Consider the following 13,706-nt stretch of genomic DNA (forward strand, 5'->3'; position numbering starts at 1 on the left):
TAAAATGAATAACCGTCTGATTTTATTGATATCAACCACCCTTGTCGCGCTGTCATTTTTCAGCCTGAATGCTCAGGCCGGGTCGCTTAAATGTGCTGCCGCCACCAATAAGGCTTTCCCGCTGGTACTGTTCAACGGCAGCAACAACATCAAACTCTCCTCCTCCCTGCCAATTGGCAAGACGGTTTTCAACCAAAGTTACACCCTCGATGTCTGGTGCAGCATCAGCGATCCTCTTCAGCAGGAAGCCGAAATGGCTTTTTTGATTCGCCGCACCAGCATGCAAACACTGGGCAATGGCTTAACCCTGTTCACCACGGTTAACGGCAACCGTGGCAGCGAATACAGCGTTGTCAGTTCCGGGATCATGATTGATAACCATAATGCTGCCGCCAGCCTGCCGTCCCGTACCTGGCAGCACTTTTCTCTCAATGTCACCGTTGATATCGTCAAAACGGCAAAGACACCTGAACGCCCAGAGCAGGTCACCCCGATCCCTTCACGTATTGCCCTTTTCGAGGTGGGATCGGAAACCGGAATAAAAAATGCAAAGTTTATGATGCTGGATGCCACTACCGGCCTGACGTTTATCGCCCAGAGCTGCCAGATTCAGGGACTTGCCTCATTTAATGTCCCACTAGGTCAGGTCAGAACACGGCGCGAACAGGGGCTGGGATCCGGCATCGGATCGACAAATGCAGGTAAACCTTTCTCACTTCATTTTCTCTGCGACACGGATGTGTCCGGTAACTTCACTGTGCTAATGCAACTTGATGGCACGGCCCCCACCGGTACGGTCAATCCCAGTTTGATTGCCCTCAGTGATGAGGCGAACAGCGCCACTGGGGTAGCACTGCAAATCTTACATACTGACAACGGCACACCGGTGAATATCGGCCAGCGCTGGCAAATCGCCCGCTATCCGCTGGCCGATCGCACCCTCACCGTCTCCTTCCTGGCACGCTATTACCAGACGGCGGAACGCATCACCCCCGGTAAGGCTAATAGCACCCTGACCTGGACCCTCAACTACCTTTAACCCGCCACCATGAAAAAAAAGGGGGAAAGCATCGGGATTGTTCCCCGTTCCTCTACCTATCACCGGACGGGATTGTTATCATAGTGGATGACCATTCTGTTCCGGCGCCCCCCGGACGTTGACTCTGACTGAAGGACTTCGCCATGCAACCTATAAGCGGCCCCGGTGCGCCGTTACCCGGCGATCGCCCGACGATCGATGCCCGAACCGGCGCAACACGCCCGGGCACCAGTACGGGAACGGGCGAACAGCCTCTGACACCCGCGCAGCGCACCACGCTGGAGCGCCTGATCGTCAAGATTATGTCGCTCAGTTCGCTGAAATCTGCCGAGCTTTGGGCCGGGTTACGTCATGAAGTGGGGGTTAAAAACGATGCAGGTCTTCAGGCACGCCATTTTCCGCCTGCGGAACAGTTTCTTAATACCCGTCTGTCGCAGGTACAAAACACCCACGCCACACGTCAGCTTCTGCAACAACTGACAGACCTGTTACCGACCGGCAATAACCGCCAGGCGGTCAGCGATTTCATTCGTCAGCAGTTTGGTCATACCGTGCTCAGCTCGTTGAATCCTGACCAGCTTCATCAGGTGCTGACGATGTTGCAAAATGGTCAGATGGCCATTCCCCAGCCACAGCAAAACCGTGTTACCGACCGCTCTCTGCTTCCGGCAGAGCATCAGACGCTGAATCAGCAGATCTCACGTCTTGCCGCCGCGACCGGGGAACAGCCGGCCAAGCTGTGGACCTCGCTGCTGAAAGTGGTGAACCTGCACAGCGGCGACCCGATCCCATCGCGTTTCTTCCCGCTGATGAACCAGTATTTGCAGGCCAGCCAGACCCTGAGCCAGCATACTGCCCCTACGCTGATACAGCTGACCGCCACGCTAAAACAGCCGCCGGATGCCGGTGAACAGCGGATGCTGGAGGATTACAGCCAGCAGCGCTTTAACGCCGCACCGCAAACGCTGCTGACGCCAACCCAGACGCAGGATCTGCTGAACCAACTGTTCAGCCGCCGTGCAGAGCGCCTGCAAGAACAGCAGTTGGCCGACAACGAACTCAACCCACGCCCGATCACCGTGCCATTGTGGGGTGCACTGCCACCTGTGCTGCAACCCCTGGCTAATCGTCCGGTGTTTGCCGCTTTTGCCATCCTGTTTGTCGTGGTGCTGGTACTCTGGATACTGCTTTAACTTAGCAACCGCAGTCGGGCAGTGTTGTCATTTCAGGCCAACTGCCCGGCCGATCGCCTTCCGTTACCGGATGGTTATCGCGCCGCCAGAAATCCAGCCCACCAATCAACTCCTTCACCCTGAAGCCCGCCGCCGCCAGCTTCCATGCGCCTTTTGTTGATCCGTTACAGCCAATGCCGTCACAGTAAGTGATATACACTTTCTCACGGTCCCATTCCGCCAGCGTATCGGCATTCATGAAACGATGAGGGAAGCTGACGGCACCGCAGATATGCCCGGCGTGATACTGCTGCTCTGAGCGCGTATCAATCACCACAATCTCCGGCACGCCGTGTGCCAGATCCTGCGCCACATCCCAGGCATCAGCATAGAGTGCCAGCTTCTGGCGCAGCAGCGCCTCACTCTGCTCAGGTGCCGCCGGAGGAAATTGTAAAACCGCTGAAAACGAACTCATGATGCACTCCCGTTCATTATTAATGTTGCCATCATAGAATGGATGGGTCTTAATCATAAGACCCATTCTGAGACAATGATAAGACCACAATGAACCCCACTCCCGTCCCCTTTTCCGCTCTGTTTACGCGCCAGAATGGGTCTACCCTGCGGGAAAAAGTCTGTGCCATGCTGCGCGAGGCGATGGCCAGCGCAACGTTACCCGCCGGGACTCCACTGCCCTCTTCCCGCCTGCTCGCCAGCGATCTCTCACTGTCTCGCGTTACCGTTGAGGCCGCTTACAGCCAGCTGGAAAGCGAGGGATATCTCTCACGCAAAAGCGGGCGCGGCACGTTTGTTGCCATCAGCCCCTCCGTATCGCAAAACCGCCATCGCCCCGCTTCTGCGGCGCCGCAGCTGTCAGCACGCGGGGGGCAGATGGTGGCGGGAGGCGGCTGTGACGATCCGCTGTTTCCCCATGCCTTTGCCGCCGGTTCCCCGGATCTGCGTGCGTTTCCCCAGCCGCTGTGGCGGCGTCTCACCCAGCAGCGCTTGCGCTCCGATAGCACTTCCCTGATGCAGTATGGCGATCCGCTGGGTCTGCCCGATCTGCGCCAGGCGGTGGCGCACTACCTGGCGCAATCGCGCGGCGTGCGCTGTTCGGCCGACCAGGTGATGATCCTCACCAGCTCTCAGCAGGCGCTGCAAATGATCGCTCTGCTGCTGTGCGATGCCGGTGATCCGGTCGGGATGGAAGATCCGGGTTACCCGGGTGCCTGGCACGCTTTCCGCTATGCCGGGGCGCAGCTCACCAGCATCGCCACCGACGAACAGGGAGCTATCCCGCCCGACGGGCCAGCCCCACGGCTGGTCTACCTGACACCTGCCCACCAGTATCCGACCGGCGTGACGATGAGCGGGCAGCGGCGGCTGGCGTGGCTGGCGTGGGCACGTCGCCACCAACGCTGGCTGATTGAAGATGACTATGACAGTGAATTTCATTATGACGGACGCCCGCTACCGGCATTGCAGGGGCTGGAGGATCGCGCAAGGGTGCTGTATCTCGGCACTTTTTCCAAAGTGCTGTTTCCCTCGCTGCGACTGGCGTATCTGGTGGTGCCCGATGCGCTGATTGAGCCGCTGCGGCGGCTGCGCAGCGTGATGGATGGTCACAGCGCCCAGTTGATGCAGGCGGTGACGGCGGATTTTATCCAGCACGGTCATTTCGCTGCCCACCTGCGCCTCATGCGCCAGCTCTATGCCAGCCGCCGTCAACGGCTGATCGAGGAATTAAACGAGAAGCTGGCGGATCGACTCACACTGTTTCCCCAGCAGGGCGGCTTACAGTTGACGGTGCACCTGACATCCGGCGGTGAACAACGACTGACGCAGCAGGCAGTGCAGAGCGGGCTGCTGTTACCGCGTCTGTCACCGTTGTATCAGCAGCAACCTGCACGGGAAGGCTGGCTGCTGGGATTTTCAGCACTACAACCCGCAGAGATTGTGCAGGCGGTATTAAAACTCAGCCGTCTGAGCTACTGACGGCACTGCGCGAGAAGCTGAAGGTCACGGCAATCCCCGCCAGCGCACAGATCGATCCGGCGACAAACACCGAACCGTAGCCCAGCGAGGTCGCCAGGATGCCAGTAAGCGGGCCGCTGGCCCCATAAGCGATATCCTGAAACGCCGAGAAGCCGCCAAGCGCCGTGCCACGCACCTGCGGGGCTACCCGCTTCAGCACCTCAACGCCCAGCGCCGGGAACACCAGCGAACAGCCGCAGCCGGTCAACGCCGCTCCCGCCAGCGCCACCCAGCCATTCGGCGCCAACCCAAGCAGCAGCAGCCCGCAGGCTTCCACCCCCAGCGAGATCAGCGCCACGCGCGTGCCTCCGAGCCGGTCCGGCAGCCCGCCGAACAGTACGCGCACCAGCACAAATGCCAGCCCAAACGCGGTCAGCGCAAACCCGGCATTGCCCCATTGCTGATCGGCAAAGTAGAGCGAGGTAAAGGTGCCGATCACCGCAAACCCGGTGCCCTGTAACGCCAGCGCCAGGCCCGGCTGAGTAATCTGCCCCACCACCTTCCACAGCGAGGGACGCTCGCCGCCGTGGATCGGTACAGGGCGTACGCCGGTATTGAACAATAGCGCCACCAGCGGCAGCAGGATCGTTGCCACGCCCAGCGCCATAAATCCCCACTGACTGTGTAACCACAAGCCCAGTGGCGCCCCGGCGGCCAGCGATCCATAAATCGCCATGCCGTTCCACGACATCACCTGGCCACCGCGTTTCGGCCCGACCAGCCCCATTCCCCAGGTCAAATTACCGGTCAGCAGCTGGCTTTCACCAAAGCCCAGCAACAGCCTGCCCGCCACTAGCAGGGCAAATTTACCCATGATCGGCAGCGGCAGCAGCGCCGCCAGCAGATAAGCCACACCGACCAGCGCCAGCGCCATCATACCCTGCATCGTGGAGCGCTTTGCCCCACGCTGGTCGGCCAGCCGTCCGGCATAACCGCGGGTCAGCAGCGTGGCAAAAAACTGAATGCCGACGGCAATCCCCACCATCACATTGTTCAGCCCCAACTCCTGGTGAACATAGAGCGGGATCACCGGCAGCGCGAGGCCTGCCGTCAGATAGGTGAGAAATACCGCGAAGGAAATACGTGCAAGAGCATGGGTGCCCGCTTTCGGGCTCTCATCACTGCAACTGGACATGGCGAACTTCTCCTGGAAAACCTACAGCACAGCCTGTGCCGATCAGTTGGCTTGTGTGAAATTTTATTTTCAAAGTATCATAGATTGGCTAAAAAATTTCAAATCGTCAATATCACATCAGGAAGTTCGTGAGGAAGCCCGCAGTCAGTTATTATCAGGGCAATATTGACGATGCGGGAACAAGACATTGAAAACAGGGATATTCGCTTTAACACTGACCACACTGCTGACCAGCGTCCATGCCTTTGCCGCGGAAGAAGATAGCTGCCGTAACGGCTATTTCCCCAGCTACCAGGGAGAGTATCACCAGGCAGAGATCAGCGCAGATGCAGGTAACGTCCATTTCTATGATGATGATAATGGCTGCCCGGAAAAAGGGGCAAGCTGCGCGCGTAAAGCCTATCTGGTCCCTGGTAATCAGGTGCTGGTGGCACAGACCAAACCCGGCTGGAGCTGCGTCTGGTACTTCGCGAAAAAGCGCGACTTTACCAGCTGGATCCCCACGGCCAGCCTGACCACCCTCCCGACACGCGCGGTAAAGCCTGAAGACTGGCTGGGCCTGTGGCTTCCGGTGGAAGGGTCCGATGCCATCACGCTTTCACGCAGCGGCGAAAAACTGCACGTCAGCGGTACGGCGAACTGGCACGGCGGCATCAACAGCTACGGTGAACAAGTGGTGCATATCGGTGAAATCGATGATGATGCCACGGTAGACGGCAACCGTCTGACGTTCGGCAAACCGGATTCACAGAACTACGAGTGCGGCGGTGAAATGCTGTTGATTAATGGCAATCTGGTGGTGCGCGATAACAGCAACTGCGGCGGGATGAACGTGCGCTTCGACAGTGTTTACCGCAAGAGCACAACAAAATAGTGTTCAGGGCCGCCTGCGGGCGGCTCATTGACCTTATTTTTCCTCTGTGTAAGGAAATTACGTCACCACCTTCCTCATCTTTCAGGCTAAAGCAAGGCGGCCGGATGGCAAATTCGCGAGATCGCTCGCATTCGGTGAATTCTTCCAGGCAGAAAACAGCATCTGACCGCCATACCCTGTGCTTTTTGTCGTATGAACCACTCATAATGTTATTTATTTGTTAAATAAAAATTAAATTAACAAATACACAACACTTTATCGTGGTAAAAATCCAACAACCACAGCAAAACAAACAAATAATTAACACAATAATGCTCATAATTTTACATATAAAGTTATCGATCACACTTCTTCATCTCGCTCAACTCTTCGCCAAAATCTTCTTGCTATCTTGATCCGGTGGTCAATGCCACCTCTTACCTGACAAAAACAACGAATCAGATAACAAGGTACTGCTATGAAATTTAACCTCTCGTTACTCAATGCATGTGTTGTCTCTGCATGTATGTTGTTCGCGACTCCGCTGCTGGCCGCAGAAAAACACGATATCGCCCTGGTGGCAAAAGTGACCGGGATCCCCTGGTTCACCCGGATGGCCGTTGGCGTAGATGAAGCCGCGAAAAAACTCGATGTAAATGCTTATCAGGTGGGCGGTTCCACTGCCGACCCGGCGCAGCAGGTGAAAGTGATTGAAGACCTGATTGCCAAGAAAGTGGATGCGATTATCGTGGTGCCGAACGACGCTAAAGTGCTGGAGCCGGTGCTGAAAAAAGCCCGCGATCAGGGCATCGTGGTGCTGACGCATGAATCCCCTGACCAGCCTATTGGCCAGTGGGATATTGAAACCATCGACAGTGTTAAATACGCCGAAAAGAATATGGACGAGCTGGCCAGCAATATGGGCGGCAAAGGCGGTTATGCCATCTATGTTGGTTCGCTGACCGTGCCCCTGCATAACGCCTGGGCGGATGCCGCCATCAAGTATCAGAAAGAAAAATACCCTGAGATGCATGAAGTCACTTCACGCCTGCCGGTGGCTGAGAGCATCGATAAATCTTACGCCACAACGCTCGATCTGATGCGCACCTACCCTGATCTGAAAGGCATTATCGGTTTCGGATCGCTTGGCCCTATCGGTGCCGGACAGGCGGTGAAAAGCAAACGTGCGAAAAATAAAATCGCCGTCGTCGGTATCGCGATGCCCGCTCAGGCTGCACCATACCTGGCAACGGGTGATATCAAGAAAGCCCTGTTGTGGGATCCAAAAGATGCCGGGTTCGCTCTGGTGAGCCTTGCCGATCAGCTGCTGGATGGCAAACAGGTTACGCCGGATCTGACCATTGACGGCCTGGGTAAAGCCGATGTGGATATGGAACACCATGTGATCCGTTTTAACCGCATTCTGGAAGTGACCAAAGATAACGCGAAATCCCTCGGCTTCTGATTGTTTTGGGCCAGCCTGACTGGCCCTTTATCCACTCCAGGGTACTGAATTATGTCCACGCAAACACCGTTTATCTCACTGGAAAACATCAGTAAATCCTTTCCCGGCGTCCGCGCACTGGATGATGTGACACTGACGCTGAACCGGGGTGAAGTGCATTGCCTGGCCGGACAAAACGGCTGCGGTAAAAGCACGCTGATCAAAGTGATCTCCGGGGTGTATCAGCCCGATAAAGGTTCACATATCAGCATTGACGGAAAGCGGCTCAACCATCTGACGCCTGCCCTTTCGGCTTACTATGGCATCCAGGTGATCTATCAGGATCTGTCGCTGTTCCCCAATCTGTCGGTGATGGAAAACATTGCCGCGCATCGCTATCTGCCAGGCGGTCACTTCTGGGTAAACCGCCGGGCCATGCGCCAGCTGGCGCAGGAAACCATGGCACGTATCGGCGTGCAGCTCGACCCGGCGCGCAAGGTTGAAAAACTGTCGATTGCTGACCGCCAGCTGGTCGCTATCTGCCGGGCACTGGCGGCAGACGCCAGCCTGGTGATCATGGACGAGCCAACCGCATCGCTCACGCGCCATGAAGTGAACGGGCTGCTGCGTGTGGTGAATGAACTGAAAGCCGCCGGGATCTGCGTGGTGTTCGTCAGCCACAAGCTGGATGAAGTGATGGAAGTGTCCGATCGCATCAGCGTGATCCGCGACGGCAAGCTGGTGGGCACCTGGCCTGCCAGCAAACTGGATAGCGATGAGCTGGCATGGCAGATGACCGGGCAGCGCTTCAGCTTCAGCCCTCTGCCGGAACGTGCTGACCTCAACGAAACGCCGTTGCTGGAAGTGCGTAACCTCTCGCGCCGCAATCAGTACCAGCAGATCAATCTGCAACTCAGAGGCGGTGAGATCACCTCGATTGTCGGCCTGCTGGGCGCCGGACGTACCGAGCTTTGCCTGTCGCTGTTTGGTATTACGCGGCCCGACAGCGGCGAGATGATTATCGACGGTCAGCCGGTGGCACTGCGCAGTAACCGCGATGCCATCCGCCACGGTATTGCTTACGTCTCGGAAGATCGGCAGACGGAAGGGCTGATCATGACGCAGTCGATTTTCGACAACCTGCTGTTGCCGATTTTCTCCCAGCTGCGCAACCGCCTGGGACTGCTGGATCGGCATGAAGCCCGCCAGCGGGCATCAAAACTGATCCGTGAACTGAATATTAAAGTCTCTGACAGCCAGCTGGCCGTTCAGACGCTGTCCGGCGGTAACGCTCAGCGTGTGGCGATTGGTAAATGGGTCGCGACCCGGCCAAAAGTGTTGATCCTCGACTCCCCCACCGTCGGCGTCGATATCGCCAACAAAGAGGGGATCTATCGCATCGCCCGCGAACTGGCAGAGTCCGGTATGGCAGTGCTGATGATCTGCGATGAGGTCCCGGAAGCGTATTACAACAGCCACCGCGTGCTGGTGATGCGTAAAGGCGAGCTGGTGGCGAGTTTCGCCCCCCATCTGTGCCGTGAAGAGGAGATAGCCGGAGTGGTCAATGAATAACAAACTGCGTCACCTTATCAGCCTACACGAATTCTGGCTGGGCATGCTGATTGTGCTGCTGGCGCTGGGCCTGAGCGTGCGCACCAGTGAGTTTCTTACCCTCGGTAACCTGACCGATGTGGCCACCAGCTATGCCATCCTCGGCATTCTGGCCTGCGGCCTGTTTGTGGTGCTGATTGCTGGCGGCATTGATATCTCATTCCCGGCGATGACCGCCATTGCTCAGTATGTGATGGCCAGCACCATGCTGACGCATGGCGGCAACCTGTTTAGCGTCTTTGCCATTGCCATCGGCTGCGGTCTGGTGCTGGGGATGTTCAATGGTTTATTGGTTTACCTGCTGCGGGTTCCGGCGATCATTATCACCATTGCCACGCTGAATGTGTTTTATGGACTGTTGGTCTGGGCCACCAACGGCACCTGGCTGTACGGCTTCCCGGACTGGTTTATGGAGGGCATTAACTGGTTTTCCTTCACCGCGACCGACGGCTACGAATATGGTCTGACGCTGCCGCTGCTCAGTCTTCTGGCGGTGTTTGTGCTGACCGGGGTAATGATGAACTTCACCCGCATTGGACGCCAGATTTACGCCATGGGCGGCAACCGCGAGTCCGCTTCACGCCTTGGCATCAACCTCAGAGGCTTGCATCTGGCGGTCTACGGCTACATGGGTGTGCTGGCCGGTGTGGCCGCCGTGGTACAGGCGCAGACAACGCAGTCTGTTGCACCCAACTCACTGGTGGGCTTTGAGCTGACGGTCCTTGCTGCCGTGGTCCTGGGCGGTGCCAGCATGAGCGGTGGACGCGGAACATTAACCGGCACGCTGCTGGGCGTACTGCTGCTGGCCTTCCTGCAAAACGGCCTGACGCTGCTGGCGGTCTCGTCCTACTGGCATATGGTGTTTAGCGGCATCATTATTCTGGTCAGCGTGAGCGCCACGGCATGGAACGAAAAACACCAGCGGGCAAAGGGGAACTGAGATGCAAACATTACTGAATAAACTGCCAGGTGACCGCATTATCCGGCTGCAGGTGCTGATGCTGGTGGCCGTGCTGGTGCTGTTTTCTCTGACGCTGGGGGGGCGCTTTTTTAGCCTCGGTAACTTCCAGTCGATAGCGAGCCAGTTGCCAGTGCTCGGCCTGCTGGCGCTGGGTATGGGCATCACTATGCTGACGGGTGGCATTAATCTGTCGATTATCGCCAGCGCCAACGCCTGCTCACTGCTGATGGCCGCACTGATTGTCGCGCATCCTGACCAACCGCAGTGGGTTTTCCTCGCACTGCTGGCCGGGCTGGGGCTGGCCGTGGTGATTGGCGTGGTCAACGGCGTACTGATTGCGGTCATTGGCGTCTCGCCGATTCTGGCCACGCTGGGCACCATGACGCTGATTGCCGGGCTGAATATTCTGCTCTCCAACGGTGCGGTGATCTCCGGCTTCCCACCAGTGATCCAGATGCTGGGTAACGGCAATATCGCCGGGATCCCGCTGGCACTGCTGCTGTTCCTGGCCGTGGCGGCGCTGATGTGGCTGCTGCTGGAGCGCACCACGCTGGGCCGCACCATATTGCTGCTGGGCAGCAACGAGAAGGCCACGCGCTTTAGCGGGGTGAACACCACCCGCGTCACCATTGTGGTGTATGTCCTTTCGGCGCTGATGAGCTGGGGGGCCGCGCTGTTGATGATGTCGATGTTCAACTCGGCCAAAGCTGGCTATGGCGAATCCTGGCTGCTGGTGACCATCCTCGCCTCGGTGCTGGGCGGCATTAATCCTGACGGCGGTTTTGGGCGTATTCCCGGCCTGGTGATGGCGCTGATTGTGCTGCAGATGCTGGAAAGTGGACTGAATCTGCTGGGAGTGAGCAGCTACCTCACTATGGCCCTTTGGGGTGGTGTACTGATCCTGTTTATTGCGTTGCAACATCGCAGAACCTGAGGACTAAGGATAAAAAATGGCGAGCTATTACATTGGTGTGGATGTGGGAACCGGCAGCGCACGCGCAGGCATTTTTGATATTACCGGGCGCATGATGGGACAGGCGAGCCGTGAGATCGCGATGTTTCGCCCACAGGCCAATTTTGTTGAGCAGTCTTCCGACAATATCTGGCAGGCGGTGTGCAGGGCGGTACGCGATGCGATTAATCAGACCAACATTAACCCGGTGCAGATAAAAGGTCTGGGGTTTGATGCCACCTGTTCACTGGTGGTGCTGGATAAAGAGGGGCAGCCGCTGACGGTCAGCCCTTCCGGGCGCAGCGAGCAGAATATTATTGTGTGGATGGACCACCGCGCCATTGTGCAGGCGGAACGCATCAATGCATTGAAGCACCCGGTGCTGGACTACGTGGGTGGGGTGATCTCGCCGGAAATGCAGACGCCAAAACTGCTGTGGCTGAAGCAGCATATGCCAGCCAGCTGGCAGAATGTGGGTCACCTGTTCGATCTGCCGGACTTCCTGACGTGGCGCGCAACGGGTGACGTCACCCGCTCGGTCTGTTCGCTGGTGTGTAAATGGACCTGGCTGGCCCATCAGGACGGCTGGGATGCCAGCTACTTTAAACAAGTGGGTCTGGAAGATCTGCTGGAGCATGACGCGGCGAAGATCGGCAGCGAGGTCAAAAGCATGGGCGAACCCCTGGGACGTGGTCTGACACAGCGTGCGGCCAGTGAACTGGGCCTGCTGCCCGGCACCCCGGTCAGTGCCTCGATAATTGATGCCCACGCCGGAAGCCTGGGCACGCTGGGTGCCGCCGGGCCATCCGGCGAGCTGGCCGACTTTGACCGCCGCATTGCGCTGATCGGCGGCACCTCCACCGGGCATATGGCCATCTCCCGCGAGCCGCGTTTTATTAAGGGCGTCTGGGGCCCCTATTACAAGGCGGTGCTGCCTGACTTCTGGCTGAATGAAGGCGGCCAGTCCGCCACCGGTGCCCTGATTGATCATGTGATCCAGTCGCACCCCTGCTATGCCGCCCTGCATGAGCAGGGCAAAAGTCAGGGAAAAACTATTTACGAGGTGCTGAACGATCTGCTGCGTAAGATGGCGGGGGAAGCGGATAAAATCGCGTTTCTGACGCGGGATATCCATATGCTGCCCTACTTCCACGGCAACCGTTCGCCGCGTGCCAACCCTAATCTGACCGGGATACTGACCGGACTGACACTGTCGCGCACCCCGGAAGATATGGCGCTGCACTATCTGGCAACGATTCAGGCCATCGCGCTTGGCACCCGGCATATTATTGAAACCATGAACCAGACGGGCTACAGCATCGACACGATTATGGCCAGCGGCGGCGGCACCAAAAACCCGATCTTTGTGCAGGAGCACGCCAACGCTTCCGGCTGCACCATGCTGCTGGCGGAGGAGAGCGAATCGATGCTGCTGGGCAGTGCCATGATGGGCACCGTGGCCGCAGGCGTTTACGACACGCTGCCGGAAGCGATGAACGCCATGAGCCGTATTGGTAAAACCGTGACGCCACAGACCAACGAGATCAAACGCTATTACGACCGTAAATATCGGGTGTTCCGCGAGCTGTATCACGACCATATGAAATACCAGCAGATGATGCAGGAGGAATAATGACGCCGGAACAGAGCTGGCAACAGGCCACCACAGGCTGGAATACCTACCGCCAGGCGCTGGCCGCACTGGAAACGCAGCTTGACCGTCAGCAGTGGCTGGCGGTGCTGAATGCCCTCGCCGCCTGTCGCGGCAAGATTGCCGTCACCGGCATCGGCACCTCCGGCATTGCGGCGCGTAAAATCGCCCATATGCTGGCCTGCGTTGAGCATCCCGCCATCTGGCTCAGCGCTGCCGATGCCGCCCACGGCGATATCGGTTTTCTGCGCCACGACGATGTGCTGATTATGCTGTCACGCGGCGGTAACTCCGATGAACTCACGCGGCTGCTGCCAACGGTGCGTGCTAAAGGCTGCACGCTGATTAGCGTCACGGAGAACGCACACTCGGCCATCGCTCAGGCCGCCGATCGGCTGCTGCTGATGCCAAAATCGCAGGAGATCGACCCGCTGAATATGCTGGCCACCACGTCGATTATCAGCGTGCTGGCGGTATTTGACGCGATGATTGCGGTACTGATGTCGCAGAGTGGCTACAGCAAGGAGACGTTGCTGACCGTGCATCCGGGGGGGAATGTGGGGAAGATGTTGAGGGAGGAGTGACCCCTGAGGGATCTCCACACATTTTTAGTCGCTAATCGTTCAGCTTCAGGTCTGGAGCCAGTTTCAGCAGGCTCATAAACAAGGAACATCGGAGCAATACGTTTCAATATAGAATGTCTCAAAGAAATCATTCATCAAATCTTCTGCCACAAGATCATCAAGGTTCATACTGTCGGTGATGTAATCCTATGAATTTACTCTACAGGTTTAATGATAAGGTTTTCTGACGGATAACGATGCGATATTATCCGTTAAAACCTTTATGGACGC

12 protein-coding genes are annotated in these 13,706 nt (G+C 57.4%); 10 read left to right on the forward strand and 2 right to left on the reverse strand.

The annotated features are described in order from the left end of the window. The first annotated feature begins 4 nt into the window (after positions 1–4). Both FY046_RS03860 and flk read left to right on the forward strand, forming a co-directional pair. Complete coding sequence (locus FY046_RS03860; RefSeq protein WP_133841355.1) at positions 5–1,039, forward strand: fimbrial protein; 1,035 nt, start codon at positions 5–7, stop codon at positions 1,037–1,039. Positions 1,040–1,182: 143 nt separating this feature from the next. After that, positions 1,183–2,232 carry a flagella biosynthesis regulator Flk gene (gene flk, locus FY046_RS03865; protein WP_133841354.1) on the forward strand — a complete coding sequence of 350 codons (1,050 nt, stop codon included), beginning with the start codon at positions 1,183–1,185 and terminating at the stop codon, positions 2,230–2,232. A 1-nt stretch (position 2,233) separates the two neighbouring features. Here the strand turns inward: flk and FY046_RS03870 are convergent, their stop codons facing one another. Beyond that, positions 2,234–2,686: a rhodanese-like domain-containing protein gene (locus FY046_RS03870; protein WP_133841353.1), complete on the reverse strand. Its 453-nt coding sequence runs from the start codon at positions 2,684–2,686 to the stop codon at positions 2,234–2,236. Positions 2,687–2,775: 89 nt separating this feature from the next. Between FY046_RS03870 and pdxR the strand changes: the two genes are divergently transcribed. Further along, positions 2,776–4,206, forward strand: coding sequence for a MocR-like pyridoxine biosynthesis transcription factor PdxR (pdxR, locus tag FY046_RS03875; protein ID WP_446185764.1), 1,431 nt, complete (start codon positions 2,776–2,778; stop codon positions 4,204–4,206). Here pdxR and FY046_RS03880 read toward each other — a convergent pair. After that, positions 4,187–5,380, reverse strand: coding sequence for an MFS transporter (locus FY046_RS03880; RefSeq protein ID WP_133841351.1), 1,194 nt, complete (start codon positions 5,378–5,380; stop codon positions 4,187–4,189). The two genes, pdxR and FY046_RS03880, sit on opposite strands and share 20 nt — an antisense overlap. A gap of 187 nt (positions 5,381–5,567) precedes the next feature. Between FY046_RS03880 and FY046_RS03885 the strand changes: the two genes are divergently transcribed. The 7 genes from FY046_RS03885 to FY046_RS03915 all read left to right on the forward strand — a co-directional run bounded on the left by FY046_RS03885 (position 5,568) and on the right by FY046_RS03915 (position 13,436). Next, on the forward strand, positions 5,568–6,254 hold the full coding sequence (locus FY046_RS03885; protein ID WP_133841350.1) for a hypothetical protein: 687 nt from the start codon (positions 5,568–5,570) through the stop codon (positions 6,252–6,254). A 457-nt stretch (positions 6,255–6,711) separates the two neighbouring features. Beyond that, complete coding sequence (locus FY046_RS03890) at positions 6,712–7,698, forward strand: autoinducer 2 ABC transporter substrate-binding protein (RefSeq protein ID WP_133841349.1); 987 nt, start codon at positions 6,712–6,714, stop codon at positions 7,696–7,698. A gap of 51 nt (positions 7,699–7,749) precedes the next feature. Continuing rightward, on the forward strand, positions 7,750–9,249 hold the full coding sequence (locus FY046_RS03895; protein WP_133841348.1) for a sugar ABC transporter ATP-binding protein: 1,500 nt from the start codon (positions 7,750–7,752) through the stop codon (positions 9,247–9,249). Continuing rightward, on the forward strand, positions 9,242–10,228 hold the full coding sequence (locus FY046_RS03900; protein ID WP_133841347.1) for an ABC transporter permease: 987 nt from the start codon (positions 9,242–9,244) through the stop codon (positions 10,226–10,228). Before FY046_RS03895 ends, FY046_RS03900 begins: the two co-directional genes overlap by 8 nt. A 1-nt stretch (position 10,229) precedes the next feature. Continuing rightward, positions 10,230–11,183 (forward strand): ABC transporter permease, encoded by a 954-nt coding sequence (locus FY046_RS03905; RefSeq protein WP_133841346.1) that lies wholly within the window; start codon positions 10,230–10,232, stop codon positions 11,181–11,183. A 16-nt stretch (positions 11,184–11,199) separates the two neighbouring features. Then, positions 11,200–12,834, forward strand: a complete 1,635-nt coding sequence (locus FY046_RS03910) for an FGGY-family carbohydrate kinase (RefSeq protein WP_133841345.1) — start codon at positions 11,200–11,202, stop codon at positions 12,832–12,834. Continuing rightward, positions 12,834–13,436, forward strand: a complete 603-nt coding sequence (locus FY046_RS03915) for a KpsF/GutQ family sugar-phosphate isomerase (protein WP_133841344.1) — start codon at positions 12,834–12,836, stop codon at positions 13,434–13,436. The genes FY046_RS03910 and FY046_RS03915 overlap by 1 nt, the downstream gene beginning before the upstream one ends. Positions 13,437–13,706 lie beyond the last annotated feature (270 nt).

The organism is Erwinia sp. 1181_3, assembly GCF_052824965.1.

Excerpts from the sequence above, each read along its gene's own strand:
- FY046_RS03860 (WP_133841355.1), top strand. The coding sequence starts at position 5 with ATGAATAACCGTCTGATTTTATTGATATCAACCACCCTTGTCGCGCTG.
- flk (WP_133841354.1), top strand. The coding sequence starts at position 1,183 with ATGCAACCTATAAGCGGCCCCGGTGCGCCGTTACCCGGCGATCGCCCG.
- FY046_RS03870 (WP_133841353.1), bottom strand. The coding sequence starts at position 2,686 with ATGAGTTCGTTTTCAGCGGTTTTACAATTTCCTCCGGCGGCACCTGAG.
- pdxR (WP_446185764.1), top strand. The coding sequence starts at position 2,776 with ATGAACCCCACTCCCGTCCCCTTTTCCGCTCTGTTTACGCGCCAGAAT.
- FY046_RS03880 (WP_133841351.1), bottom strand. The coding sequence starts at position 5,380 with ATGTCCAGTTGCAGTGATGAGAGCCCGAAAGCGGGCACCCATGCTCTT.
- FY046_RS03890 (WP_133841349.1), top strand. The coding sequence starts at position 6,712 with ATGAAATTTAACCTCTCGTTACTCAATGCATGTGTTGTCTCTGCATGT.
- FY046_RS03895 (WP_133841348.1), top strand. The coding sequence starts at position 7,750 with ATGTCCACGCAAACACCGTTTATCTCACTGGAAAACATCAGTAAATCC.
- FY046_RS03900 (WP_133841347.1), top strand. The coding sequence starts at position 9,242 with ATGAATAACAAACTGCGTCACCTTATCAGCCTACACGAATTCTGGCTG.
- FY046_RS03905 (WP_133841346.1), top strand. The coding sequence starts at position 10,230 with ATGCAAACATTACTGAATAAACTGCCAGGTGACCGCATTATCCGGCTG.
- FY046_RS03910 (WP_133841345.1), top strand. The coding sequence starts at position 11,200 with ATGGCGAGCTATTACATTGGTGTGGATGTGGGAACCGGCAGCGCACGC.
- FY046_RS03915 (WP_133841344.1), top strand. The coding sequence starts at position 12,834 with ATGACGCCGGAACAGAGCTGGCAACAGGCCACCACAGGCTGGAATACC.